This is a genomic window from Roseibium sp. LAB1, assembly GCF_054658235.1.
Genome location: NZ_BAAGIB010000004.1, coordinates 86,142 through 109,550 on the forward strand (window position 1 = coordinate 86,142; position 23,409 = coordinate 109,550).

Consider the following 23,409-nt stretch of genomic DNA (forward strand, 5'->3'; position numbering starts at 1 on the left):
GCAACGTCATTCTTTGCCGAACGGAGGTGCGCCATAAGGCCGGAACTCGGACGGCACCGGAAGGTTGGCGAGCCGCAACTCCAGCATCAAGCGGACCGTTGGCCGCACCGCAAACAGAACAGAGCCGATGACGAACAGCCATGTGCCCGCATACATCAGGCTGTCGTAGAAAAAGAAGACGCTGCCGACAAGAAACGTCAACGCCGCCAGGAATTCGACAACGGTTCGGTAAAGTTCAAATTTCCGAACCGTGTCCACATGTGCCTGCGAGGCCGCGCGAAGACTATGATCGAATAGCTTGCTCATCCTCGATCCCCTTTGAATACGTCTGGGTTCCACCGTTTCAATGCGTTTCTAAAACTCGATGCCCTCCTGAGGCTTCACCCCTGAACGGAACGGATGCTTGATCTGGGTCATGTCGGTAACAAGGTCGGCTATGTCGATCAGCTCGTCCTTGGCATTGCGCCCGGTGATGACAACATGGACGTCATCCGGTTTTTCGTTTTTCAGGAAATCGACCACTTCGGCAATGTCCAGATAATCGTAACGCAGAACGATGTTGAGCTCGTCGCACAGGATCAGACGATACTCGCCGGAGGTGATCATGTCCTTGGCCGCTTGCCAGGCTTCGTTTGCAGCGTCGATATCCCGTTGCCGGTCCTGTGTTTCCCAAGTGAAACCTTCACCCATCCGCTTGATGGTGACCAGATCGGAAAACCGCTCCAGCGCCATACGCTCACCGGTCTCGATCCGCCCCTTCACGAACTGCACCACGCCCACCTTGTGACCATGACCGAGGGAGCGAAACACCATGCCGAAACCGGCCGTCGATTTGCCCTTGCCCTTGCCGGTGTGGACAATCAGCAAGCCTTTTTCGATGGTTTTAGTGGCCATGATCTTGTCACGCGCGGCTTTTTTCTTGCGCATTTTCTCAGCATGGCGGGCGTTAAGTTCTTCTTCGGTGAGTTCCGGCTTGTCCTTGTCGGCGGTCACGATACGTCCGTCCCTTCCAGTCTTGTTTTCAAATCACTCAGTGCAGCATGGGTCGAATTGCGCCGCGGCGTCCAGAGGCCGCGTTCGATTGCTTCCAGAAACCGGTCCAACATTTCATTGAGACCGGTCGGATTGGCGTCCTTCAGAAAGTCCAGCACGGTGCCATCGTCCAGATAGGCATCATAAAGCTGGTCAAAATGGTGATCGCCAACAGCCCGCGTCGTTGCCGCGAAGGCAAACAGGTAGTCGAGCGTCGCAACCATCTCGAACGCCCCCTTGTAGCCGTGACGCATAACGCCGGCGATCCATTTCGGATTGGCTGCACGTCCGCGCACGACCCGGCCGATTTCCTCCGAAAGGGTGCGCACCACCGGACGTTCCGGCCGTGAGTGGTCGTTGTGATAGACCGCTGGTGCATCACCCTTCAGCGCCTCGACCGTCGCTGCAAGTCCGCCCTCGAACTGATAATAGTCGTCGCTGTCCAGAAGATCGTGTTCGCGGTTATCCTGATTGTGCAACACGGCATCGACGGTTTTCAGCCTCGTTTCGAGATCGTGTCTGGCAACAGTGCCTTCCGCACCACCTCCATAGGCGTATCCACCCCAGGTAAGGAAGGCGTCGGCAAAGTCCGCACGTTCTTCCCAAAGTTTCTCGTCGATCAGTGCCTGCAGACCTGCACCGTAGGCCCCGGGCCTGGATCCGAAGACACGGAACCCGGCGCGGCGCTCGGCTTCGGCCTTGTCCAGACCATCGGCCTGAAGTCTCGTACTCTCCGACCGCATTCGCGCGGCAATCGGATTGGCTTCGTCCGGCTCGTCCAGCGCCCCGACTGCACGCGCGGCACTGTCAAACAGGTCCATCTGATGGGGAAAAGCGTCGCGGAAAAATCCGGAGACTCGCAAGGTGACGTCAATGCGCGGACGTCCGAGTTCGGATAGTTTCAGAATTTCAAACCCTGTGACCCGACCCGAGCCCTGCTCCCACACCGGCCTTGCCCCGATGAGTGCCAACGCCTGGGCAATGTCGTCGCCGCCGGTCCGCATGTTGGCCGTGCCCCAGCACGTAAGCACCAGGGATTTCGGCCATTCGCCTTCTTCCTGGAAAAAGCGCTCGGCAACGAGTGTGGCGGATTGCCAGCCAAGCCGCCAAGCTGTCTCGGTAGGCACGGCCCGCACATCGACGGAGTAAAAGTTCCGTCCGGTCGGCAGCACGTCCGGTCGTCCACGCGACGGTGCACCTGACGGCCCGGGGGCAACAAATCCACCATCAAGCGCGGTCAGTACCGCTGCTGTTTCGGCATCTCCGGACCCGGTTACAGCCGGGCGCAGGACGTCATTTACATCGTCCAGAACGGCACGTGTCGCTGGCCAGTTTTCAGACGCATCGCAGTTACCGGCAACGATCTCCCGGGCAAGCAGCTCTATGCGTTCGACCGTATCGCCCTGGGACCGCCAGGGAGCCTCCTGCACGTCCTCCAGAATGCCCGGCCGGTCCCAGCGCCAGGGCGCGGCGAAGTCGCAATCCAGAGGGTCGAACCCGTCAAAACCAAGGTCCGCCGCGATCGCCCGTTGCAGGCTTTGCTGCCCAGGTTTACTGCCGCGCGGGACTCGTGCCAGGGCAACCAGCAGATCAGTCAGAAGATCGCCAGCCGGGCTTTCTCCAAGAATATGCAGACCATCACGGATCTGCAGTTCCTTCAGGTCGCACAGATGAGCATCCAGACGTGCAAGGCGGGTCTCCTCGTCCATCTCGTCGGAAATGCCGATATCCTTGTCGAGGCCGTGCCTTGCGGCGGCATCCAGAATGTCGCGGGTCAACGCCTTCAGGCGGCGCGGGTCAACACCGCTTGCCAGATAATACTCATCAAGCAGCGTCTCCAGCTCTTCGGCAACGCCATGGCTCTCCGCCCGTGCCAAAGGCGGCGTCAGATGATCGACGATGACGGCGGCCGTCCGCCGTTTTGCCTGCGCCCCCTCGCCCGGATCATTGACGATGAACGGATAGATGTTCGGAACGGGCCCCAGCACCGCTTCCGGAAAGCAGCTTTCGGCAAGCGCCAGGGCCTTGCCGGGAAGCCATTCCAGATTGCCGTGCTTGCCGAGATGGATAACGGCATCGGCGGAGAAATGCTCCCGCAGCCAGATGTAGAAAGCGAAGTAGTGATGTGGAGGCACCAGGGCCGGGTCGTGATAGGTGTCCTTCGGATCGATATTGTAGCCGCGTGCCGGCTGAATACCGACCACCTGGTTACCAAACCGATGCAGCGCCAGCCGGAATTGGCCGTCCGTCACATGGGGATCACCCGAGGGTTCACCCCAGCGTTCAACGACGGCTGACCGTACCCTCTCCGGCAGGCCGTTGAATGCGCTACGATAGTCCTCGAGAGACAGCGCCTGGTATCCTTCCTTGCCGGAACGGCCTTCCAGGGCGTTGGTAACGCCCGAAGTCAGGATATTCATCAGGTCGGCAGATGTTTCCGGAACGTCTCCGGCGTCGTGTCCAGCAGCAGCCATCGCCTTCAGCATTTGAACGCAGGACGCAGGTGTGTCGAGCCCAACCCCATTGGCAAGACGCCCATCCCTGTTCGGATAATTTGCAAGGATCAGCGCGGATTTTTTGCTAGATGCCGGTTTCCGTCCGAGTTTCGCCCATGCCGCCGCAAGCTCTGCTGTAAATCTGATCCGATCAGGAACAGGCGTAAAGGCAACCGGGGTCGATTGAGTGGCCTCATCGAATTTGCCTTCTTCCTTGAAGGAGACTGCCCGGGTGAGGATCCGTCCGTCGATCTCCGGCAGCACGACATGCATGGCGAGGTCACGGATCGACAGGCCCTGATCGCTTTCTTCCCAGCCCTCTTTGGAGGAAGACGAAAACACAACTTGCAGCACCGGTTTGCCGGGACGATCGAGCGGAGTCGGCTGGTGCTCGGCCCCGGCCCTGGAAACGGCAAAGGCCGTTCCGTTCAGCACGACATCGGGTGGTGCTGCGTCGAAGAGACTTTCCAGGACGGCAACGGATTCCGCTTCCTTGAGGCTGGACACGTAAACCGGCAGTGCATTGACGCCAGCCTTGTCGAGCGCACCGATCAGCGCATCCAAGGGCGCGGTCTGGGCACCTTGAACCAGAGCGCGGTAGAAGGTGATTGCCGCAACGGGTCTTGCAGGATCGCGCCAGGATGCCTTTAGCTGCTCTATGTCGGGTGCGGCTTTGCCAGCGAGATAGATCCCTGCACGAGGAAGAGGCACCGGCTGCGCCGGGTCCTCACCCTTGCCGATCAGGTGAGCGGCATATTTCAACGCGTTCGCGTAATTTTCCGCTCCACCTTCCACACAGTAGCGCCAGAACCGGTGCACTTCCGCCGAGGATATGGTCGAGCGGGAGGTTAGGTCCTCGTCCCACTTGTCGTCACCCGGAACGACAATCAGATCGATGCCGTTCGCGCGGACCTCTTCCTCGAACCTTTCCAGGCCATAGCGCCAATATTCGACCCCGCCCAGAATGCGCAGGACAATCAGTCGTGACCCGCGCACGGTCTGTTCGGCGTAAAGGTCAACCGAATACGGATGCGACAAGGCCATCAAGTTGGCGAGGCGGAGCTCCGCACGGTCAGCCCCAAGCCGGGCCTGTGCCGCGGCGAAACTCCCCAATTCGGTGTCTGCTGCTGACAGGAACAGAATGTCGGCGGGAGACTGGCCGAGGTCGACCGCGTCCCCACCGTCATCGATCCGGCGCGTCTGGCTGGCAAGAATGTGCATGCTTGATCTTTATTTCCAGCGTCTTTCCAACGTTGTCAGGCAGCAGCCGTCAATTCACCCAGCAGGCCACGAACCGCAGGCAGGTCGAGGCCCTTCAAACCGATCACGACCAGTCTGCCGCTGCTCTCGGCGCCGGCGGCGAACCAGGTTTCGACACGCGGGCCAACGGCCTGCACCATTGCAGGAGCTGCCTTTCCCTCGATCGTCACGGCTCCCTTGATGCGCAGAACGCCTTTTTGCGCCATGGCCTCCAGAACTTTCGCCTCAGCGTCTTTCAGACTGGCAAACGAGGAAACTTCCAGTACGTGGCTTTCAAAATCGTCGTGGTGGTGATGATCGTGATGATGATCATCATCGTGGTCGTGGTCATCGTGATGATGGTCATCATGGTGATGATGATGCTCGTGACGACCAGCCATGTCGTCCTCGGCGGCAGAACCTCTGCCGAGCAGAACTTCGATCGGCAGCGTCCCGTTTTCGGAAGTCACCACGTGGACCGCCGGGCGCACGTCGGCCGCAATCTTGTCGTGCACCTGCTTCAGGGCCTCTTCGGAAATGAGGTCTGCCTTGTTGAGCACCACCAGATCGGCGCAGCGCAACTGATCATGGAAGAGTTCCTCCACCGGACTGTCATGGTCGAGAGCTTCATCCGCTGCCCGTTGTGCAGCAAGCGCTTCTTCATCCAGCGCGATCCGGCCTTCGGCAAGGGCGGCGGCGTCCAGCACCGTCACAACACCATCAACCGTCACCTTCGGCTTCACGCTTGGCCAGGAGAATGCCCGCACAAGAGGCTGCGGCAGAGCGAGACCGGAGGTTTCGATCACGATATGCTCCGGAGGATTGTCGCGGGCAAGCAGCATTTCCATGGTCGGCAGAAAATCATCGGCAACGGTGCAGCAGATGCAGCCATTGGTCAGCTCGACCACTTCTTCTGCAGCGCAATCGGGATCCGCACATCCGTTTACCAGAGATCCGTCGAAACCCATGTCCCCGAACTCGTTGACGATCAGCGCTATTCGTTTGCCATTGGCATTGGTCAGCAAATTGCGGATCAGCGTGGTTTTGCCAGCGCCAAGAAACCCCGTGACAATCGTCGCCGGAATTTTCGCGCCCGGCTGGAAGGAAGAAGTGGTCATAGTTTGATATCCGGTTGTGAAGTGGGTTTCAAAAGCATTGGCAGGCCTGCAGCAACGAAGACGACCTGTTGGCACCCTTGCGCCATATCCTGGTTCAGACGGCCCTGCCCATCGCGGAACGACCTCGACAGACGGTTCTCCGGCACGATCCCCATGCCAACTTCGTTGGACACAAAGACACAGGGCCCTTTCAGGTCCGCCAGTACGGCGCAAAGCCGCGCCGTTTCAGTCGGGATGTCCTTGTCGGCAAACATGAGATTGGAAAGCCAGAGGGTAAGGCAATCAACCAGAACCACCCGGTCCGGTCGACATTCCCTCTTGAGAACGGACACGAGATCGAGCTGCTCTTCGACGGTCTGCCAGGAAGGGCCACGTTGATCTTTGTGGGCAGCTATGCGGCTGGCCATTTCATCGTCGTGGGCAGCACTCGTTGCCACATAGACTTTTTGCAAACCGGTTTCGTGGACAAGCTTTTCCGCGAACCGGCTTTTTCCGGATCGGGCACCGCCGAGAACCAGCGTGGTCCTCTCGCCAGTTGAATGCGTCATTCCATCTCCCAGCCGTCCGCCCGACAGCGCCATAGGGTTGCCAATGCGACGGCCGGTCTCCTGGCTTGCGGCTCAGCGCGGTCTGTACCCCTTCCCGGCTCCATCAGGATGCCAGTGGTTTTCGTACAGCCACTCACCGCTCACAGTTGCGGGGGCAGCTCCGGATCTAGGCCAGATGAGGCCTGCACCGGATTCCCGTTTCATCCGGATCGGGCAAAGCCTTCTCCGGAACCGTCGGTTTCTTCCTAACCGGATCTTCAGGCCGACACAAGCAGCAGAAAGGCCCGGCTGCCAAACCCGAGATATCATCCAGACGGCCCGCCTTAGTACCCACTTGCGCCAAAGTCCCGAAAAGGCTGGGCAGAAATGATCGGATAAGGCGTTGGCAATTGTCGTGGAACGTAGGGTTTTCCAAGTTCAACGGCACGCCTAGCCATCTGAAATATATTGAGTTTTCCACACCGCACCTAAAAAAATGACGGCATGATGAAAAAAACACTCTCGGGGGCTTGGCAAACGGATCAAGCCTTTGATATACGCATCTCCATCGACGGGGCGGCAACGCGCTGACCCCGAGCGTGGTGATCCCCAGTAGCTCAGTTGGTAGAGCAAGCGACTGTTAATCGCTGGGTCGCTGGTTCGAGTCCGGCCTGGGGAGCCATCACCGCTTCTTCTTCTTTTTCATCAATTTGCCGATTTTACGCCTTGGATTACAGTATTGTGTCCGGTCTCGTTCTTGTTGGCGAAGTTTCGCCGCAGCCTTTCCGAACCCAATATCCAGGTTAAGAGACGCATCGGAATTCCGCTCTCACGACCCAAATGATTCTTCTGCGCTTGGTGATCTTTGCGCTGCTTTGCGCATGGCCTTATTTTTTGGGTCGTTGAACACCTGCTGAAGTGCCACTTTTCTTGATAAAGCTTCAGGTTGCCCCTATCGTAGAATTACCCAACGTCACCACATCTGATATCCACGTGACCGACTGACCGATGGCATGACCCGCAGATTCCAAAAGGCGTGGTATTTTTCATGATCGGCACTACCGACCAAACAATTGCTACCGTTACGGAAACTCCGGACTATGCCGAGTTTCTCAGGAAACACTGCAACAGGGAACAACCCTTGCTTGTCAAGGGTTTGGCAAAATCCTGGCCTGCTCGGGAAAAATGGGTTTCAAACCGATTGCGAACGGAACTGCATTCCCAGCCGAAAGTTCGTGACAGGGGTGTCTTTTTCGTTAGCCGGGCACCTGTCCTTGAACAGGATATCGAAATGCCCGGGTTTCTGAAGCAGATTCTGACCTCAGATCAGGTAATGGAAGATTCTGTTGCCTGGCGGTTCTGGATAAACAGCAAGAACAATCGAACCGAATTCCACTACGATACGAATGCGGAGAATGTCATCACCGTTCAGGTGAAAGGGCGGAAGGAATGGGTCCTGGTTTCGCCGGAGACTCCGTTGCCTTGCTATCCGTTCACAAACTTTTCTCTGCTGAAGGATGAAGAGAAGCTGTTGCGGAACAAAAAGTTCTACAAATTCGATCTCGAGGAAGGCGACCTACTCTACCTTCCACCACTTTGGTACCATCGTGTGGTTGCCAAGGAAGACGAGAACATCAACATCAACTGGACCTTCACGAAACGCGAAACCTCTGTCGTCACGAAAGAGTTCAAGCGAGACATGGAACGATGCGGACTGCTGCATGCTTTCAAGAACAGCAAATCCTCCCTTGTTCGGAACTGTTACGGAACCGCCATTCGCGCTCTGCCTAATGTCGGAGGTATCGGCTGGGGGCTGAAATCGTTCATAACATCACCCTATTCGCCGAGCCGCGGTGCTCTTGTCAGCCGCTTTTTCAAGGAACTGTTGCAGATCCCGAATACGCTGCTGACATTCCCGACAGTTCGATCAACGCTCAAAAAGGTCGACAGGACCTAGGTAGGCGAACACCATGTCCACCCTGGATATCGGGATATCAAATTTTGCGACCAGAAGACTTGCCTGATTAGTCAACGGCCTGCTTTTCTCCTGCAATCCAGACATTCTGAACTTCGAGTGCATTGTTGAACTGCACGAAATCAGCCGGGTAGCCCTCCTCGAGATGACCGAGGGGGCGGCCGAGAACATCCGCGGGATCGCTGGTGGCCATTGCAAGCGCTGCCTCGAGCGGCAGCTTGAGAGTTTCGGTGAGAAATCTCAGGGAAGCCGGCAGGTCGATATCCGCACCAGCCAGGGTACCGTCAGCCAGCGTCAGCGTGCCATTGCGGCGAAAGATTTCCCGACCGCTCAGGAAGAAGGATGTGACATCGGTGCCGGTCTGGGACATGGCGTCGGTCACGATGAAGATCTTGCCCGGACCGGTCTTGGCCTTGATCGCCACCTGCATCGCGACGGGATCGACATGGACCCCGTCAGCAATGATGCCGACGTTGAGTGAGCCCAGATCGAGAGCTGCGCCTACAAGGCCCGGTTCACGGTGTTGCAGCGGGCTCATGGCGTTGAAGAGATGGGTGACCATCGACGCTCCAGCTTCAGCCGCCGTCCGGCACTGCCGATAGGTGGCCCCGCTGTGGCCAAGACTGACGTGGATTCCCGCGTCGGACAGTTCGGAAATCTGCTCCGGTGGCACCGTTTCCGGTGCCAGAGTCATGATCAGGCTCGGCAACTCCCGCGCGGCGCGCAGGTAGAGCGACATGTCTTCACTGGTCAGAGGCCGGATAAGGTCCGGATCATGCGCGCCCTTGCGCCCCGTAAAGAGGTGCGGCCCCTCCAGATGCAGTCCGTGGAACCCCTTCACCCCTTTCGCCCAGGCCGCGATGCCGAGATCAACGACTTTCCGTGTTATCGCGGGAGTGTCGGTGATCAAGGTGGGGGTCAGTGCTGTCGTACCCAGGCACACATGCGCGGCGCAAATACGCTCGATATCGTCGACGGTTTCAGCATCGCCCAGCATCAGCCCCCCGCCGCCATTGACCTGAAGGTCGATCAGACCCGGCGTCAGGATACCCTCACCGAGATCCACCGTTTCCACACCGTCCGGCACCTGATCCTTGAGGCATAGACCGGCCACCTTGCCATCGCCGACAAGCAGGGCTGTGTTCGCATGGATTTTCTCACCATCGAAAACCCGGCTGCTGAGGTAGGCGGTTGTGGAGGTCATACGGTCTGGGTGACTTTCTTCAGGTGCTTGGGAACATCCGGATTGAACCCCCGATGCCGCGCGAACCATTCGATGAAGGCGTAAAAAGAGACAATCTGAACCAGGGCATCGGTCAGCGGATGGCCTGTCGCCTGGAAATCGAGTTTTTTGGCCCGCTCCACCTTGTCAGTCGTAGCAAAGACACTTCCACCCTGGTCCACCATACGATCTGCAGCCTGGGCAAGCCCCTCTTCGGCAGCATCACGCACGCCAAGGGCCAGGATCGGATATCCGTTTTCGACAATCGAAACAGGACCGTGCATCACTTCTGCGGAGGAATAGGCCTCTGCGTGGATCTGACAGGTTTCCTTGAATTTCAACGCGGCCTCGTTGGCAATCGCCAATCCAGGTCCCCGGCCGATAACATACAGCGAGCCGCGCTGTTCGATGGGCTCGGCAAGCGCGCGCCAATCCTTGTTGATCGCTTTCTCGAAATGGTCCGGCAAGGCGGCCAACGCGTCGAGCAACTCCTTGTCAGCGCCAATTTCTGCAAGAAGAAGCAGGCCAGCCAGAACGGAATTGACGAAGGTCTTGGTCGCGGCAACGCTGCGCTCAGGGCCTGCGCAAATATCAATGGCGGCACTGGAAAGCCTTGCAAGCTCGCTTCCCGAAGTGTTGGTGAAACCAACCGTAAAGGCGCCTTGCCGGGTTGCACTTTCGACAACCGAGAGGCTGTCCGGGCTGGCGCCGGATTGAGAAATTGCGATCACCAACGCCTGGCCGAGCTTGACGTTGCCGCCATAGACCGAAGATACGGACGGCCCCAGAGAGGCCATGGCAAGGCCAAGATAGATCTCAGAAGCATATTTCAGGAAAGTTGCAGCGTGGTCGGACGACCCACGAGCGACGCTTGCCAGGAACACCGGCGCACCGGCCTTCCTTGCAATGTCACGGATCTGAGGATGGCCTTCAGTCAACAGTCGGCGTGCGGCATCCGGTATTTCTTCAATTTCCCGGCGCATATGCGTCGGCGTGTCCAGGGTATTTGTGTCACTCATCAGGATTAGTCTTCCGAAATCTGAAGTTCGGCGATGAAGTCATAGGCATCGCCGCGGTAAACGGAACGGGTGAATTCGACGACGTTTCCGGAAGCGAGATAGGACACACGCTCAATCTTAAGCCCGGCGGTGCCCGCTGGCACACCGAGTATCTCGGCATCTATGGGCTCAAGGTTGCGTGCGGAAATGCGCTGAATGGCGCGAACCGGCTGCAGGCCAGCTGCGCGCAGGATCGCGTAAAGAGACGTGGTAACGCGCTCCGGATGGGGCAGAACATTCTCGGAAAGGGATGCCCGCTCGATTGCCATCGGCGTGCCGTCGGCCTTGCGAATCCGGTCGACACGGGCAACCCGCTGGCCGGATGTGAGGCCAAGCGTGAACATTTCCTCGGGCGAAGCGGGAAACAACCCACGCCGCAGCCATTCGCTGCTGGCGGAAAGCCCCCGGCGCGCCATGTCCTCGGAAAAGGACGTCAAGCTGGAGAGACGCTGTTCGACCTTGTGAACCTTGGGAGCCACGAAGGAGCCGCTGCCACGCTTTTGCACAACGATCTGATCCTCCACAAGACCGGCAACCGCCTTGCGAACCGTCACGCGTGACAGGTCGGTAATGGAAGCGATCTCGCGTTCGGACGGAAGGGGTTCATTCTCCTTCAGCACACCGTCGTCGATAGCCTGCTGAATGCGCCGTCGCAGCTGCAAGTACCGGGGACCGCTGGAATTCGCCAGCCAGTCACCATTTTCCAGCATGGAGATAAAGTCAGTCATGAAAAGGGGCGCCTTAGGAGATGAAAATAATACCTTTCAGATACCAATTTAAACTCTATCGAAACCGAAAATCAAGTGTTAAAACAAATTACGAACCAGCATCACTGTGCTGAAGCCCCAACCGTGGGCTCCCGGTACGCGACTGCCACAAAAGAAATATTCCGCTAAACGAAACTTGGTGTGCCTCCGAGTTCCTGAACCATGAATTTGCCAACGACCGAAGACCGCGATCCGCTTTCCATTGGCTTGTCCCAAAAGTCTGATGATGAAGTTCTGTCCGTGCTGCTGCAACGCCAGAAAGATGCGTTAAATGCCACGGAAACGGCCATTCCTCTGATCGCAAAGGCAGCAGAAGCCCTGCAGAAGGTCACCGTATCGGGCGGAAAAATCGGCTATGCCGGTGCCGGCAGCGCCGGACTGACAGCCCTGGCTGATTGCCTTGAGCTACCAGGAACCTTCGGCTTTCCAGTCGAACGCATGCGCATGCTCTATGCCGGTGGCGCCGCAAACCTGCTTCATCTGGCTGGCACATACGAAGACAATGAAGAAGCGGGATTTGACGATTTTCAAAAATCCGGACTTGGTGAAGGAGATATTTTGATCGCTGTTTCCGCAAGTGGATCAACTCCTTATACGCTCGGCACCTTCAGAGGCGCACAGACAACGGGCACAAGAACCGTCGCCCTTGCCAACAACCCGGACACTCCCCTGCTCCGTCAGGCGGATTTTCCGATTTTTCTGAAAACACCGCCGGAAATCATTGCGGGCTCAACCAGACTCGGTGCGGCAAGCGCTCAGAAAGCCGCACTCAACATGATCTCGACACTGGTGGCCTTGCGGCTGGGACACGCCGTTCGCGGTCACATGGTGAACCTGGTGGCAGATAACGAAAAACTGCGCCTACGCGCCAATCGAATTCTTCAGGATCTGACCGGCTGTACGGCAGAAACTGCTGCCGAAAAGCTTCTCCAGGCGGGTGGCAGAGTAAAGATTGCGGTTCTCATGATTCGCGAAGGCCTTGACGTTGAAGGCGCTGAGAAATCCCTCGCCGAACACAGCGGAAACCTGCGTCCGTTCCTTTGACGGCCACTCCCCCGCAGCGAGCACCCGCTCGTCCCGATCTTCCTGAAAACAAGACACCTACGGACATTGCGAGCTCCAGCGATGAAGTCGTTCTGTCGCTGTGGTTTTTGACAGTGAACACCCGCCCAATTCATCTAAAAAATGATGCCAATTACTTTTTTCAGTTTACTACCAATGCGATTGGTTGCATATTGGTATTATAACTGGATGTTAACAATTATAACCCAGAGGCGTTTGAACAGGCTATGACAACCTGTTTTGATATTGGCGGCTCCTTCATTCGACATGGAGAGCTCCAAGTGGATGGACCCGTTGCCGAAAAAGGCCGGGTCGCGACACCTGGAAACGAATGGCAGGCCTTTGTCGCTGCCATCGCGTCCTGCTCCGGACCTGATGGTTCTCCCATCTCGATCTCGCTTGCTGGCGCCTTCGATACACGCAGCGGCATCGCGGATGTAGCAAACATACCGTGTCTGCATAAACGGCCCGTGCAATCGGATCTGGAAGCGGCCCTCAAACGTCCCGTTGCCATTACCAATGATGCCAATGCCTTTGCGCTCGCGGAAGCCGTCGACGGCACAGGACGCGGCAAGCCGGTCGTTTTCGGTATCATTCTCGGTTCCGGTGTCGGTGGAGGCCTTGTTGTCAACGGCACGCTGGTTACCGGGTACGGCGGCATCGCCGGAGAATGGGGGCACGGCCCGATCATGGACCCCACTGCCGGTGGCCAGTTGAAAGGTATCGAGCATTACCCCTGTGGCTGCGGCCAGACAGGCTGCATCGATGCGGTCTGCTCCGCCCGTGGCATGGAAAAGATCCACCGGTCGCTGCACGGCGTGGAACAGTCGAGCAAGGACATTACCGCTGCCTGGCATAACGGCGAAGAAGCAGCCACTCAAACGATCGACGCCTTCACTACATTACTTTCCCGTGCGCTCTCGGCCTTCGTCAACACGCTTGGACCGGATGTCATTCCGGTGAGTGGCGGTCTGTCGAACGACCTGGTCCTTCTTGACGTGATCGACCGCAAGACCCGGGAACTGGTCCTGGCGGACTACAGCGGACCACTCGTCATCAAGGGCGAATTCGCCGCCAACGGCGGCCTGCACGGTGCGGGGATTGTGGCCCGAACACTCTTCAAGGAGGCGGCCCGGTGACCAGGATCCCTCTCGAGGTATGTGTTGACACCCTCGAAGGCGCCTGGACGGCAGCCGAAAATGGCGCTGACCGGATTGAACTCTGCTCTGCCCTTTCCGAAGGCGGTCTGACCCCGTCCCGCGGGTTCATGGTAGCCGCTGCAAAGCTGCCCGTTCCCGTTTATGCGATGATCCGCCCCCGGGCCGGCGACTTTCTCTATTCCGATATGGAAAAGACAGTCATGCTGCGCGACATCGAAGCTGCGGAACAGGCCGGATTGGCCGGCATCGTGGTCGGCGCAATCGACAATCAGCACAATCTTGATCTGGACTTCCTGTCTGTCTCGCTGAAGGGCACAAGATTGCCGGCGACGCTGCACCGCGCCATCGACACCGTCCAGGACTATCCCAAAGCTATCAGCGATGCGATCGAACTCGGGTTCGAACGGGTGCTGACCTCCGGGCAGGCAGACAAGGCGGAACACGGCCTTTCGCAGCTTGAAGTGGCCGTCACCCTCGCTGCAGGCCGTATTTCGATCATGGCCGGGTCAGGCGTAACCGCTGCCAATGCCGCGCGCATCCTCAAACTTTCCGGCGTGCGCGAGCTGCACGCCTCCTGCTCTTCACGGAAGCCATTGCGGGAACCGCGGGATCTGGAAACACGCTTCGGCTTCGTTTCCGAAGCAGGCATCAAGGATACCGATGGAAACGTCGTCCAGGCACTCCGCCGTGCCATGGATCAATTTACGGAGGCCGCAACATGAAGACCGGCTATGTCGGACTGGGCGCGAGAATTGCCAATGTCAGCAACTGCCTGCAGGAGGTTTCAGACGATCTTGATCCCTGTGCTTACGTTGATCCGACACCAGCCGGCCTCAAGCATGTCGAAGCGAAATGCGGCCACAGCCTGACCGCCTACACCGATCTCGACAGGATGATCCGTGCGGAAAAGCTCGATCTCCTGATGATCGGTTCTCCCAATTTGATGCATCTGGATCATCTAAAAACCGCGCTCAAGTCCGATGTCCGCTACATTTTCTGCGAAAAACCGGTCGTGATCAGTGAAGAAGAAACCTTCGAGCTTCTGTCCCTGATGAAAAAGCATGGCGGATCGAAGCGTGTGCTTGTCGGGCTGGTTCTGCGCTATTCGCCTCTCTACACCGAACTTCAGAAAAGCCTCAAGTCAGGCCAGATCGGTAAAGTGGTTTCGATCGAGGCGTCCGAACACATCGGCCCCTACCACGGCTCCTTCTTCATGCGCGACTGGCGCCGCTACGACAAGAACTCCGGTGGCTTCATGCTGGAGAAGTGCTGTCACGATCTGGATCTCTACCAGGGTGTCACCGGCTGTCGTCCGCGTTTCGTTTCCAGCTTTGGTGGCCGGAAGAGTTTCGTTCCGGAAAACCGGCCGGACCAGGACCACACTTTTCCGACGCCGAAAATCGAAGGCAGGGTCGATCCGTTTACGCCGCGCTGGGGCGGCGGCAACGCCGACTTCGACAGCGATGGTGACATCATCGACTACCAGACGGCCCTGATCGAATATCAGGACGGCGCGAACCTGTGTTTCCACACCAACATGTATGTGCCGGACGAATTCCGACGTTTCGCAGTCATGGGCACCAAGGGCATGGCGGAAGGCGATTTCATCCGGAACTACTACCGGGTCCATGACGCCCTGACGTCAGCATGTCTGATCGACAAACCGCAAGTGGTCGACGCCAGCCGCCATGGCCATTACGGGGCTGATGAGGCCATGGCGCGCGACCTCGACCACTACTTCAGAAACGGCGGCGATCTGCCGGTAAACGTGCTCGATGCACTCGAAGCAGGGTTAACGGCAATCAAACTGGATGAGGCGCGCCGCACCCGAAGCGTCATCGACCTTGCCGACACCTGGCAGCAATTCGACAGCTACGGCGTGGCATAGGGGGCACCATGGCGCAATCACGAAGAAAGACTGACTATTTTCCGTTTCTGCTGCTGGTACCGGCGTCGCTCGTCATGCTTGCCATCGTCGCCTATCCGCTTTTTGAGACTTTCCGGCTGTCCTTCACCAACACCAGCATGAGTCCCAACTACGAATATGTAGGGCTCGAAAACTACGAGAAACTGATGTCGCGCCGCTTTCCGGAAGTGATCGCGCGCACCTTCTACTGGATGGCCCTGTCGGTTGCGCTGAAAATGCTGATCGGCACCCTTGGAGCAGTGCTTCTCAATGCCATGGTTCCGGGCCGGACCCTGTTCCGTGTGCTGGTGATGCCGCCCTGGGTGATTCCGATCGCCATCGGTGTCTTCATCTGGGGCTGGATGTACAACGGCCAGTTCGGGATGATCTCAGGGATGGCGCAAAGGCTCGGGATCCTGAGCGGCCCGTTCGAATTCCTCGCCTACAAGAACTCCGCCTTCATGTCGACAATCGTCACGGACGTCTGGATCGGAGTGCCGATGGTGACGCTTTACCTGCTGGCCGCAATGCAGTCGATTTCGAAGGATCTCTACGAAGCGGCCTGGGTGGATGGAGCCTCGAGGCTTTACCGGTTCCGCCGCATCACTCTTCCGCTGATCATTCCCTCCATCGCGACGATGGCGCTTCTGTCGGCGATTGCCACCTTCAACTCCTTCGACATCATCTGGATCCTGACAGAAGGCGGTCCGCGCGGCGCGACAACGACGATGATCATCGACACCTACAAGACCGCGATCAGCCGCTTCAAGTACGGCGAAGGCGCAGCCAGGACAGTGATGATCGTGCTGTTCCTCGGCTCGTTCATGCTGGTCTATTTCATGCTGCTCTCGCGCCTTGCCAAAAGGAGCCCGAACAATGCTGCATAAGTATCGCTGGTACGAATATGTGCTGATCTATCTCGGTCTCGCGGTGTTCCTGACCTTCGTTCTGGCCCCCTTCGTGGAAGCCTTCGTCGTGTCACTGAGGCCCTTGAGCAGCCTATTCTCGATCCCCTACAGGTTCTTCACCGACAAGATGAGCTTCGATGCCTACATCACCATGTGGCAGAACGTGCCTCTGCTGTGGGTCTACATGCTCAACTCGTTCTTCATCGCAACGGTGGTGACCATTCTCGGCCTCATCTGCATCATTCCTGCGGCCTACGCCTTTGCCCGGTTTGAGTTTCCTGCCCGAAATTCGCTGCTTGGCATCTTCATCGCAGTGAACATGTTCTCCGGCGCCGTCTTGATCATCCCGCTGTTCAAACTGATGCAGCAATACGGATTGCTGAACACCTATTTTGCCATGATTGCACCCGGGACGGCTTTCGTCATTCCGACCGGTATCTGGTTGCTGCGTTCCTATCTGGTCCGGATTCCCAAGGAACTTGAGGAAGCGGCCTGGGTCGATGGTGCCGGCAAGATCTACACGCTCTGGCGGGTCATCATTCCCGTGGCATTGCCAGGCATTGTGGTGGTCACCATCACCGCATTCATCACCGCTTATGCGCAGCAGTTCATCTACGCGCTGACCTTCAACTCCGTAAACGAACTGAACCCGCTTCCCGTGGGCCTGTTCCAGTTCTTCGGACGCCAGACCGTGGTCTGGAACGAACTCATGGCCGCCAGTCTCGTGGGCATTCTCCCGGTGCTGTTCGTCTATGTGTTCCTGCAACGCTTCATCGTCGCCGGTCTCACCGCAGGCGCCGTCAAAGAATAACAACAAGAAGAAACCAACCAGAAAAGGGAAAACAGATGACACTAAAATCAGTGCTTTTGGGAGGAGCCCTCGTGCTCACTCTCGCGGGGACCGCGCAGGCGGAAGACAAGATCATTCACATGATCAACTGCGGCGACAACACCGGCGCCGGCATTCCGCTCCAGGATGAGTTGATCAAGGGTTGGGAAGCTGAAAATCCGGGCTTCAAGGTTCAGCTCGAGTTTGTTCCCTGGGGCCAGTGCCAGGAAAAGTCCACGACGCTCGCGTCCGCCGGAAACCCGCCTGCTGTCGCCTATATGGGATCGCGCACGCTTAAACAGCTTGCAGCCAACGATCTGATCATTCCGGTCGACATGACCGAAGAGGAAAAAGCCACATACGCGGCTCCGATCCTGGCGACGATTACAGCCAACGGTCAGCAGTGGGGCCTACCGCGTGCATTCTCCACCAAGGCACTTTACTGGAACAAGGATCTCTACAAGGCCGCCGGCCTGGATCCGGAAACACCGCCGAAAACCTGGGACGAAATGTATGATTTCGCCAAGGCAGTCAAGGACAAGACCGACGCAGACGGGTTCGGGCTTGCGGCAGCTTCCTTCGACAACACCATGCACCAGTTCATGAACTACGTTTATACGAACGGCGGTCAGGTCATCAACGAGGACGGCAAAATCGTCTTCAATTCCCCGAACAACGTCGAAGCCCTCGCCTTCTACGGCAAGATGGCTGAAGTCTCGCAGCCGGGGCCGATTGCCTATGACCGCGCCAAGCTGCGTCCGTTGTTCTCGGAAGGCAAGATCGGCATGTTCATCTCCGGTCCGTGGGAGCGCACCCGCGTTACCGATGTAAACTGGGGCGTTGCACCGATCCCGGTGGGTCCGTCCGGCACTCCGGGCACCCTGCTGATCACCGACTCCCTGGCTGTCTTCAAGGGATCAGGCGTTGAAGAACAGGCGCTTTCCCTCGCGAAGCTTCTGACCAATCCTGAAAACCAGATGGCGTTTGAACTGGCTGAAGGCTTCACGCCTCTGCGTGACCTGCCGGAAGTCAGGGAACTGGTCAAGAAAGACCCGACATGGTCGGCATTCCTCGATGCGATCCAGACCGGTGGTCCGGAGCCGTTTGTCACCGACTACGTTGGTTTGCAGGATTCGATCAACGAAGCCGTTCAGGGTGTTGTTCTGGGTGAAGTCGATCCGGCTGAAGCTGTCGAGATCGCCGCGGAACAGCTTGAGGAATTCAAGTAACACCTTGAGCACTGTCCGGGCCCCCTTTTTCCCACAATCGGGGGCCCGGCCACCTCTTCAAAGAAGGAATGACCATGGGCGAGTTGCAGCTGCGCGACGTACGCAAAAGCTATGGCCAGATGGAGGTCATCAAGGGTGTCAATCTTGATGTAGACCATGGCGAATTCATTGTTTTTGTCGGTCCGTCCGGATGCGGAAAATCAACATTGCTGCGCATGATTGCGGGGCTTGAGGAAATCACGGGCGGTGATATCACGATCGAGAAAAAGATCGTGAACGATCTGCCGCCGGTCAAACGCGGCATCGCCATGGTGTTTCAGTCGTATGCGCTCTATCCGCATATGTCTGTTTACGAAAACATCGCCTTTCCCCTGCGTGTCGAACGCCTGTCCAAAGACAAGGTGGAAGAGAAGGTGCAGGCCGCAGCCGGTATTCTGCAGTTGAAGGAAAGGCTGCAGCACAAACCTGGCGAACTTTCCGGTGGCCAGCGCCAGCGTGTCGCGATCGGCCGTGCCATCGTGCGCGAGCCGTCCGTTTTCCTGTTCGACGAACCCCTGTCCAACCTGGATGCAGCACTGCGTGCGGAAATGCGCGTCGAACTTGCCAAACTGCACACGGAACTCGACGCGACCATGATCTATGTTACCCACGATCAGGTTGAAGCCATGACCATGGCGGACCGGATCGTTGTGCTGGATCATGGTGTTATTTCGCAGGTCGGATCACCGCTGGAACTTTATCACAAGCCTCAGAACACGTTTGTCGCGGGGTTCATCGGCAACCCGAAAATGAATTTCATCGAGGTAACCGGCAAGAGCGCTGGCCCCGACGGCGTTGTCGTCACCTTGCCTTCAGGCAAAGACCTGACGGTCAAGGTAAGAACAGAGAAAGACGTTGCCGGCACGCGGCTTACCCTGGGCATCCGCCCGGAACATCTGACGCTCGGAAATGCCGATGCGGCCATTGAAGTTGTTCCCACCGTTGTGGAACACCTCGGCATTCATACCGTCACCTACAGCACGGTTGCCGGAGCGAAGTCCACGTTCTGCGGCGTGCTGCCCGGGTCGGCACCAGCCAAGGTTGGCGTGTCGGTATCCATGGGGCTGAAAGGCATGGACTGCCATTTGTTCCATGAAACAGGCAAGGCTTTCGAAAGACAGCTCTCGCTTTCAGAACTGGATGCAGCGGACATGCATATCTGACGCAGAGCACGTGACATTCCCAAACAAAACGGCCGCCTCAAAAGGCGGCCGTTTTCATATATGGGAATAGGCGGGCAAGTCGTCTGGAGGACTAGACAACTTGCCCACGGGCGGCGACCGTCTCGATACGGGTCACCACGCCGTCTCTGTGGAACACCAACCTGTCGAACAGATTAGATACGACACACGTGTGGTTCGGAATGATCCTGACGCGTTCGCCAATTTGCGGCTTGTTGCCGGAGTTTGTCAGATCGACAACCGCATGTTCCTCGCTGAGAGCGGCAATGGATGCCTCAGGATAATCGATCAGCAGGCCATGATCGGAAAAACCCAGCAAATCGGACGTCAACGCTTTTGAACCTGCATCCAGAACCGCGCGGTTTTCCGTCGGCCGCGAGACGACAGTGGCCAGTACATGCATGGCGCAATCGTCGAAATCGCACATGCCCGCACGCACCATCGAGCGGTCGTTGAAAATATAGGTTCCGGCTCTGTGTTCCGTCGCGCTCGGCACCAGATCGCTGTCAAACAGGCTCGGCGACCCACCGTGCGAGACGACGGGACAATCCAGACCGGCTTGTTTCAGAAGCGTCAGGGTTTCCGCAAAATAAGCTTCCACCGACTTCTCGGACGATGGCTTCGGGTAAGTCAGCAGGCCGTGGAACAGAAGTCCGGGCGAAGCGTCGATCCGCTTTGCAAGGTCGACCGCGGCAGCCGGACTTTGCACACCGTTGCGGCCCGCCCCCGTGTCGCATTCGACCAGGACCTTCAGAGGCTGGTCTCCGGAAAACGCACTGGCAAGTCCATCGACGACAACGTCGTTGTCTGCGACGACCTGCAAGTCCACCTTCGTATTGAGCAGTTTCAACCTGTCGAGCCGCGATTTCCCGAGCATGTTGAACGTGATCAGGATGTCGGTGAAACCGGCATCTGCGAACACTTCAGCTTCGCTTATTTTCTGGCAATTGATGCCGCGGGCGCCATAGGCAAGCTGCAGCGCCGCGAGTGCCGGGATCTTGTGGGTCTTGATATGTGGCCGGAAACTCCGGCCGATCCGGTCGAAATATTCCTGCGCGACCTTGATATTGGTTTCCATGACCGTTTCATCGATCACGGCGACCGGGGTCAGAAGATCCTGAATTGATAGCCCGACACTCATCGCTTAGCCTCCCTTGCGGCCGGTGGAACCGGCACCGGTATCGGTTTCATGCCCGCTCGCCAGAACGGCCTCAGTGATCGGCCAGATATCCCTTGGCGCTTTCTTGTAGGGCGTAACCCTCGGGTCATTGGGATAAGGGCGTCCAGCAGCGCAATAAAGGATCAGCGGACTGATCCGGGCGAAGGATTGGTGGAAGTGGTTTGTTGATTTCACTACCAGGATTTTCCGTTTGGCAGGATCGATACCGAAATTGGAAAACAGGGTGGTGTCGAAGCACTGGGCGCGGGTCGAGTTCAAGATCACCTCGATCCCGCTGATCCGGATCAAGCTGGCATCACCAATGGGAACAATACTCTGGCCGAAGGCCTGTTCGGCGTTTCGGATATTGCGAACGATTTCGACTTCGGCGTCGATAGGATCACCAGTTTCCGGGGCCGACTTTGCACCGAACCTCAGCATCATTCGGGCGCCCTCACCCGCAGCATGACACAGCTGAACGGCGACCGGATCCCAGATCGAGCCAAAGGCAATGTTCTCCAGATTGCCGGCAATGGCCTCCGCCAGCAGCACTGTTGCGTCCCCTGCCGTGCCGCCGCCGGGATTGTCCCACATATCGGCAATCGTGACCGGGCCACCATCATACGCCAGTGCCTTGGCATAGGCATCAGCCGGCGTAAGCTCAACACTACGGACCTTGCCGCGGAGCGCAAAAAGAGCCTCCCCCAATTCCTGGGCAACAGCTGCTCCAAGTTCCGGATTGTTGTTTGTGACCGCCAGCAATTTGGTGCCCATTTCCGGCACATCACCCGCCATGAACCCATGGATGACCGAAAGCGACAAAAGGCCGGGCGTTTCCTGTTCCCGGCGAAGCATGTCATCGACATAGCGGCGCATCGGCTCGGATGTTGTCGGGAACACGTCTATCATCTTGGGGTCGTAAACGCTCATCACCGGTTTGACCTCACCTGAGACCGCCTGTCCTGCAATGCGCCAGGCATCCTCCGCGCGATCGACAAAATCGATGTGGGGGAATTCCTTGAAGGCGATGAGAGCATCTGCAGCCGCCACACGCTTTGCGGTGAGATGGCTGTGCGGGTCAAATGTCGCGATGATTGGCACGTCCGGTCCGATCACCGCGCGAATTCGATCAAGAAGGTCGCCTTCCGGATCGTCGTAGCCGTCAGCAACCATTGCCCCGTGAAGACCGATCACCACGACATCGAACGGGCCACCGCGTTCGACCTGATCAAGGATCTCGTCGCGCAACCCTTCAAATGTCTGTCTGGATACCAGGCCGGCCGGATCAGCCCAGGCAGCGGTGCCTTCAACCAGTTCCCAATTGTTTTCACGGGCAAACCGGCGTCCGACGGTCACGACGGCTGAACACAGGGTTGGAGTGTCCGGATGCTCCCCCGGTCTCGCCAGCAGAGATGCCTTGAAAGCATTGATATCGATCCGGATCGGCGAGAACGTATTTGTTTCCGTTGCCAGAGCTGCGGTAAAAGCGCGGGGCTTTGTCATGATCAGGCCACAGCTCCAAGAGGGTTCGGCAGATATCCTGCAAATCCACAGATCTTCCAACGCCCCTCTTTTCGAACGCAGAAATATAGCGTTTGCCAAAGCAGGCGATCTTCGCTGCCGTCCGACTTCCTGATCCGTCCATCGAATTTCTTGCGCGCAATCGCACGCGCGCCATTGATTTCAATGTCATTCAGCCGTGTTGCCTCGAAAATGGCCGCGCGGGCATCTTCGGCAAATTCGGTTCGGGAAAACTCCTGCGCCTGCCACAACCACTCATTCTTGTAGGTTTCAAGGTCTGGAAACCCGAGACGCCAATTGTCCGGATTGTCTTCCCTGCACCCGTCGATACCGAAAAAGGCTGGTTCATCGAAGTCATCGGCGACCTGCGACCAGTCAGCAGCAACGAAGGCATCGATATCTCGCATGACGAGCATGTCCCATATCGCGGAGCGATCTGCGTCTTCGCCCGCAAAGGGATTTGTCTGACTGTTGGAAAGCGCATGCATACCGGAAACCATTTTCATTTTGATGGTTGATTTTTGAAAAATATAAGGATGAAATAAAACCAATGTCAAACCACTATGTAAATCATTTTCATTTCGGAGCAAAATATGTCGATCAAACGCTATGGTGCTGAAAAATCAGGAGCCGGCGGCCAGAACCTGCCGTTCGCCCGGGCTGTCGAAGCTGATGGCTGGCTCTATGTTTCAGGCCAGGTTCCGATGAAGGATGGCGAGATCATCGGTACGGGGATTGTCGAACAGACCCATCTGACCATCAAGAACGTGATCGCGATTCTTGAAGAAGCCGGTTATGGCCTTGAACATGTCGTGCGCGTCGGCGTCTGGCTTGACGATCCGCGCGACTTCTGGTCGTTCAACGGCGTCTACAAAAGCTATTTCGGCGAACATCCGCCGGCACGCGCCTGCGTACAGTCGACCATGATGGTGGACTGCAAGGTCGAGATCGATTGCGTCGCCTATAAAAAGCCGGTTTGATC

General features: G+C 57.5%; 21 protein-coding genes, 1 tRNA gene and 1 riboswitch. Of the genes, 11 read left to right on the plus strand and 11 right to left on the minus strand.

Annotation, left to right across the window (positions count from 1 at the left end; genetic code table 11):
* Positions 1–6 precede the first annotated feature (6 nt).
* Genes ACYQ54_RS21875 through cobU form a run of 5 tightly spaced genes read right to left on the minus strand, consistent with a single transcriptional unit; the run spans position 7 to position 6,432 of the window.
* Positions 7–306: a YrhK family protein gene (locus ACYQ54_RS21875; protein WP_460086234.1), complete on the minus strand. Its 300-nt coding sequence runs from the start codon at positions 304–306 to the stop codon at positions 7–9.
* Between the two features lie 48 nt (positions 307–354).
* On the minus strand, positions 355–993 hold the full coding sequence (cobO, locus tag ACYQ54_RS21880; RefSeq protein ID WP_022998764.1) for a cob(I)yrinic acid a,c-diamide adenosyltransferase: 639 nt from the start codon (positions 991–993) through the stop codon (positions 355–357).
* Complete coding sequence (gene cobN / locus ACYQ54_RS21885; RefSeq protein ID WP_460086235.1) at positions 990–4,748, minus strand: cobaltochelatase subunit CobN; 3,759 nt, start codon at positions 4,746–4,748, stop codon at positions 990–992. The genes cobO and cobN overlap by 4 nt, the downstream gene beginning before the upstream one ends.
* 35 nt (positions 4,749–4,783) lie before the next feature.
* Positions 4,784–5,884 carry a cobalamin biosynthesis protein CobW gene (gene cobW / locus ACYQ54_RS21890; RefSeq protein ID WP_460086237.1) on the minus strand — a complete coding sequence of 367 codons (1,101 nt, stop codon included), beginning with the start codon at positions 5,882–5,884 and terminating at the stop codon, positions 4,784–4,786.
* A complete protein-coding gene (gene cobU, locus ACYQ54_RS21895) occupies positions 5,881–6,432 on the minus strand; it encodes a bifunctional adenosylcobinamide kinase/adenosylcobinamide-phosphate guanylyltransferase (protein ID WP_460086238.1) in 552 nt (183 codons plus the stop codon). Before cobU ends, cobW begins: the two co-directional genes overlap by 4 nt.
* A 33-nt stretch (positions 6,433–6,465) precedes the next feature.
* A riboswitch (cobalamin riboswitch) is annotated at positions 6,466–6,683 on the minus strand.
* A gap of 334 nt (positions 6,684–7,017) precedes the next feature.
* On the opposite strand from cobU, the gene ACYQ54_RS21900 reads away from it, so the two are divergent.
* Positions 7,018–7,093, plus strand: a tRNA-Asn gene (locus ACYQ54_RS21900).
* 609 nt (positions 7,094–7,702) lie between these two features.
* Positions 7,703–8,368 (plus strand): cupin-like domain-containing protein, encoded by a 666-nt coding sequence (locus ACYQ54_RS21905; protein ID WP_460086240.1) that lies wholly within the window; start codon positions 7,703–7,705, stop codon positions 8,366–8,368.
* Positions 8,369–8,435: 67 nt separating this feature from the next.
* Here ACYQ54_RS21905 and nagA read toward each other — a convergent pair whose 3' ends face one another.
* From nagA to ACYQ54_RS21920, 3 genes are read right to left on the minus strand one after another with little or no spacing between them, the layout of a single operon-like run.
* Positions 8,436–9,590, minus strand: coding sequence for an N-acetylglucosamine-6-phosphate deacetylase (gene nagA / locus ACYQ54_RS21910; protein ID WP_460086241.1), 1,155 nt, complete (start codon positions 9,588–9,590; stop codon positions 8,436–8,438).
* Positions 9,587–10,627 carry an SIS domain-containing protein gene (locus ACYQ54_RS21915; RefSeq protein ID WP_460086243.1) on the minus strand — a complete coding sequence of 347 codons (1,041 nt, stop codon included), beginning with the start codon at positions 10,625–10,627 and terminating at the stop codon, positions 9,587–9,589. Before ACYQ54_RS21915 ends, nagA begins: the two co-directional genes overlap by 4 nt.
* A gap of 5 nt (positions 10,628–10,632) precedes the next feature.
* Positions 10,633–11,394: a GntR family transcriptional regulator gene (locus ACYQ54_RS21920; RefSeq protein ID WP_460086245.1), complete on the minus strand. Its 762-nt coding sequence runs from the start codon at positions 11,392–11,394 to the stop codon at positions 10,633–10,635.
* 201 nt (positions 11,395–11,595) lie between these two features.
* Here ACYQ54_RS21920 and ACYQ54_RS21925 point away from each other — a divergent pair, with 201 nt between their 5' ends.
* The 8 genes from ACYQ54_RS21925 to ACYQ54_RS21960 all read left to right on the plus strand — a co-directional run bounded on the left by ACYQ54_RS21925 (position 11,596) and on the right by ACYQ54_RS21960 (position 19,729).
* Positions 11,596–12,477 (plus strand): N-acetylmuramic acid 6-phosphate etherase, encoded by an 882-nt coding sequence (locus ACYQ54_RS21925; protein ID WP_460086248.1) that lies wholly within the window; start codon positions 11,596–11,598, stop codon positions 12,475–12,477.
* Between the two features lie 245 nt (positions 12,478–12,722).
* Entirely contained in the window at positions 12,723–13,634 is a 912-nt protein-coding gene (locus tag ACYQ54_RS21930) for an ROK family protein (protein WP_460086250.1), read from the plus strand.
* Entirely contained in the window at positions 13,631–14,377 is a 747-nt protein-coding gene (locus ACYQ54_RS21935) for a copper homeostasis protein CutC (RefSeq protein ID WP_460086252.1), read from the plus strand. Before ACYQ54_RS21930 ends, ACYQ54_RS21935 begins: the two co-directional genes overlap by 4 nt.
* Positions 14,374–15,543 (plus strand): Gfo/Idh/MocA family protein, encoded by a 1,170-nt coding sequence (locus ACYQ54_RS21940; RefSeq protein WP_460086254.1) that lies wholly within the window; start codon positions 14,374–14,376, stop codon positions 15,541–15,543. The genes ACYQ54_RS21935 and ACYQ54_RS21940 overlap by 4 nt, the downstream gene beginning before the upstream one ends.
* Positions 15,544–15,551: 8 nt before the next feature.
* The gene (locus tag ACYQ54_RS21945; RefSeq protein WP_460086256.1) at positions 15,552–16,448 is read left to right on the plus strand and encodes a carbohydrate ABC transporter permease; all 897 of its coding nucleotides are present in this window, start codon (positions 15,552–15,554) and stop codon (positions 16,446–16,448) included.
* Positions 16,438–17,280 carry a carbohydrate ABC transporter permease gene (locus ACYQ54_RS21950; RefSeq protein ID WP_460086258.1) on the plus strand — a complete coding sequence of 281 codons (843 nt, stop codon included), beginning with the start codon at positions 16,438–16,440 and terminating at the stop codon, positions 17,278–17,280. Before ACYQ54_RS21945 ends, ACYQ54_RS21950 begins: the two co-directional genes overlap by 11 nt.
* 35 nt (positions 17,281–17,315) lie before the next feature.
* A complete protein-coding gene (locus ACYQ54_RS21955) occupies positions 17,316–18,527 on the plus strand; it encodes an ABC transporter substrate-binding protein (RefSeq protein WP_460086260.1) in 1,212 nt (403 codons plus the stop codon).
* Between the two features lie 74 nt (positions 18,528–18,601).
* Entirely contained in the window at positions 18,602–19,729 is a 1,128-nt protein-coding gene (locus ACYQ54_RS21960) for an ABC transporter ATP-binding protein (protein WP_460086263.1), read from the plus strand.
* Positions 19,730–19,820: 91 nt separating this feature from the next.
* Here ACYQ54_RS21960 and ACYQ54_RS21965 read toward each other — a convergent pair whose 3' ends face one another.
* The 3 genes from ACYQ54_RS21965 to ACYQ54_RS21975 are packed head-to-tail and all read right to left on the minus strand — an operon-like array spanning position 19,821 to position 22,933.
* On the minus strand, positions 19,821–20,888 hold the full coding sequence (locus ACYQ54_RS21965; protein ID WP_460086264.1) for an alanine racemase: 1,068 nt from the start codon (positions 20,886–20,888) through the stop codon (positions 19,821–19,823).
* Between the two features lie 3 nt (positions 20,889–20,891).
* The gene (locus tag ACYQ54_RS21970) at positions 20,892–22,409 is read right to left on the minus strand and encodes a M81 family metallopeptidase (protein WP_460086266.1); all 1,518 of its coding nucleotides are present in this window, start codon (positions 22,407–22,409) and stop codon (positions 20,892–20,894) included.
* A gap of 2 nt (positions 22,410–22,411) precedes the next feature.
* The gene (locus tag ACYQ54_RS21975; RefSeq protein WP_460087246.1) at positions 22,412–22,933 is read right to left on the minus strand and encodes a hypothetical protein; all 522 of its coding nucleotides are present in this window, start codon (positions 22,931–22,933) and stop codon (positions 22,412–22,414) included.
* An 87-nt stretch (positions 22,934–23,020) separates the two neighbouring features.
* Here ACYQ54_RS21975 and ACYQ54_RS21980 point away from each other — a divergent pair, with 87 nt between their 5' ends.
* Entirely contained in the window at positions 23,021–23,407 is a 387-nt protein-coding gene (locus tag ACYQ54_RS21980) for a RidA family protein (RefSeq protein ID WP_460086268.1), read from the plus strand.
* The last annotated feature ends 2 nt before the right edge of the window (positions 23,408–23,409 follow it).

Bases quoted from the DNA above. Each gene is read 5' to 3' on its own strand.
- ACYQ54_RS21905 (WP_460086240.1), top strand. From the start codon at position 7,703: ATGCCCGGGTTTCTGAAGCAGATTCTGACCTCAGATCAGGTAATGGAA.
- ACYQ54_RS21945 (WP_460086256.1), top strand. From the start codon at position 15,552: ATGGCGCAATCACGAAGAAAGACTGACTATTTTCCGTTTCTGCTGCTG.
- ACYQ54_RS21970 (WP_460086266.1), bottom strand. From the start codon at position 22,409: ATGACAAAGCCCCGCGCTTTTACCGCAGCTCTGGCAACGGAAACAAAT.
- ACYQ54_RS21965 (WP_460086264.1), bottom strand. From the start codon at position 20,888: ATGAGTGTCGGGCTATCAATTCAGGATCTTCTGACCCCGGTCGCCGTG.
- ACYQ54_RS21955 (WP_460086260.1), top strand. From the start codon at position 17,316: ATGACACTAAAATCAGTGCTTTTGGGAGGAGCCCTCGTGCTCACTCTC.
- ACYQ54_RS21915 (WP_460086243.1), bottom strand. From the start codon at position 10,627: ATGAGTGACACAAATACCCTGGACACGCCGACGCATATGCGCCGGGAA.
- ACYQ54_RS21875 (WP_460086234.1), bottom strand. From the start codon at position 306: ATGAGCAAGCTATTCGATCATAGTCTTCGCGCGGCCTCGCAGGCACAT.
- ACYQ54_RS21980 (WP_460086268.1), top strand. From the start codon at position 23,021: ATGTCGATCAAACGCTATGGTGCTGAAAAATCAGGAGCCGGCGGCCAG.
- ACYQ54_RS21960 (WP_460086263.1), top strand. From the start codon at position 18,602: ATGGGCGAGTTGCAGCTGCGCGACGTACGCAAAAGCTATGGCCAGATG.
- ACYQ54_RS21940 (WP_460086254.1), top strand. From the start codon at position 14,374: ATGAAGACCGGCTATGTCGGACTGGGCGCGAGAATTGCCAATGTCAGC.
- nagA (WP_460086241.1), bottom strand. From the start codon at position 9,590: ATGACCTCCACAACCGCCTACCTCAGCAGCCGGGTTTTCGATGGTGAG.
- ACYQ54_RS21925 (WP_460086248.1), top strand. From the start codon at position 11,596: ATGAATTTGCCAACGACCGAAGACCGCGATCCGCTTTCCATTGGCTTG.
- ACYQ54_RS21930 (WP_460086250.1), top strand. From the start codon at position 12,723: ATGACAACCTGTTTTGATATTGGCGGCTCCTTCATTCGACATGGAGAG.
- cobW (WP_460086237.1), bottom strand. From the start codon at position 5,884: ATGACCACTTCTTCCTTCCAGCCGGGCGCGAAAATTCCGGCGACGATT.
- ACYQ54_RS21920 (WP_460086245.1), bottom strand. From the start codon at position 11,394: ATGACTGACTTTATCTCCATGCTGGAAAATGGTGACTGGCTGGCGAAT.
- ACYQ54_RS21975 (WP_460087246.1), bottom strand. From the start codon at position 22,933: ATGAAAATGGTTTCCGGTATGCATGCGCTTTCCAACAGTCAGACAAAT.
- cobN (WP_460086235.1), bottom strand. From the start codon at position 4,748: ATGCACATTCTTGCCAGCCAGACGCGCCGGATCGATGACGGTGGGGAC.
- ACYQ54_RS21950 (WP_460086258.1), top strand. From the start codon at position 16,438: ATGCTGCATAAGTATCGCTGGTACGAATATGTGCTGATCTATCTCGGT.
- cobU (WP_460086238.1), bottom strand. From the start codon at position 6,432: ATGACGCATTCAACTGGCGAGAGGACCACGCTGGTTCTCGGCGGTGCC.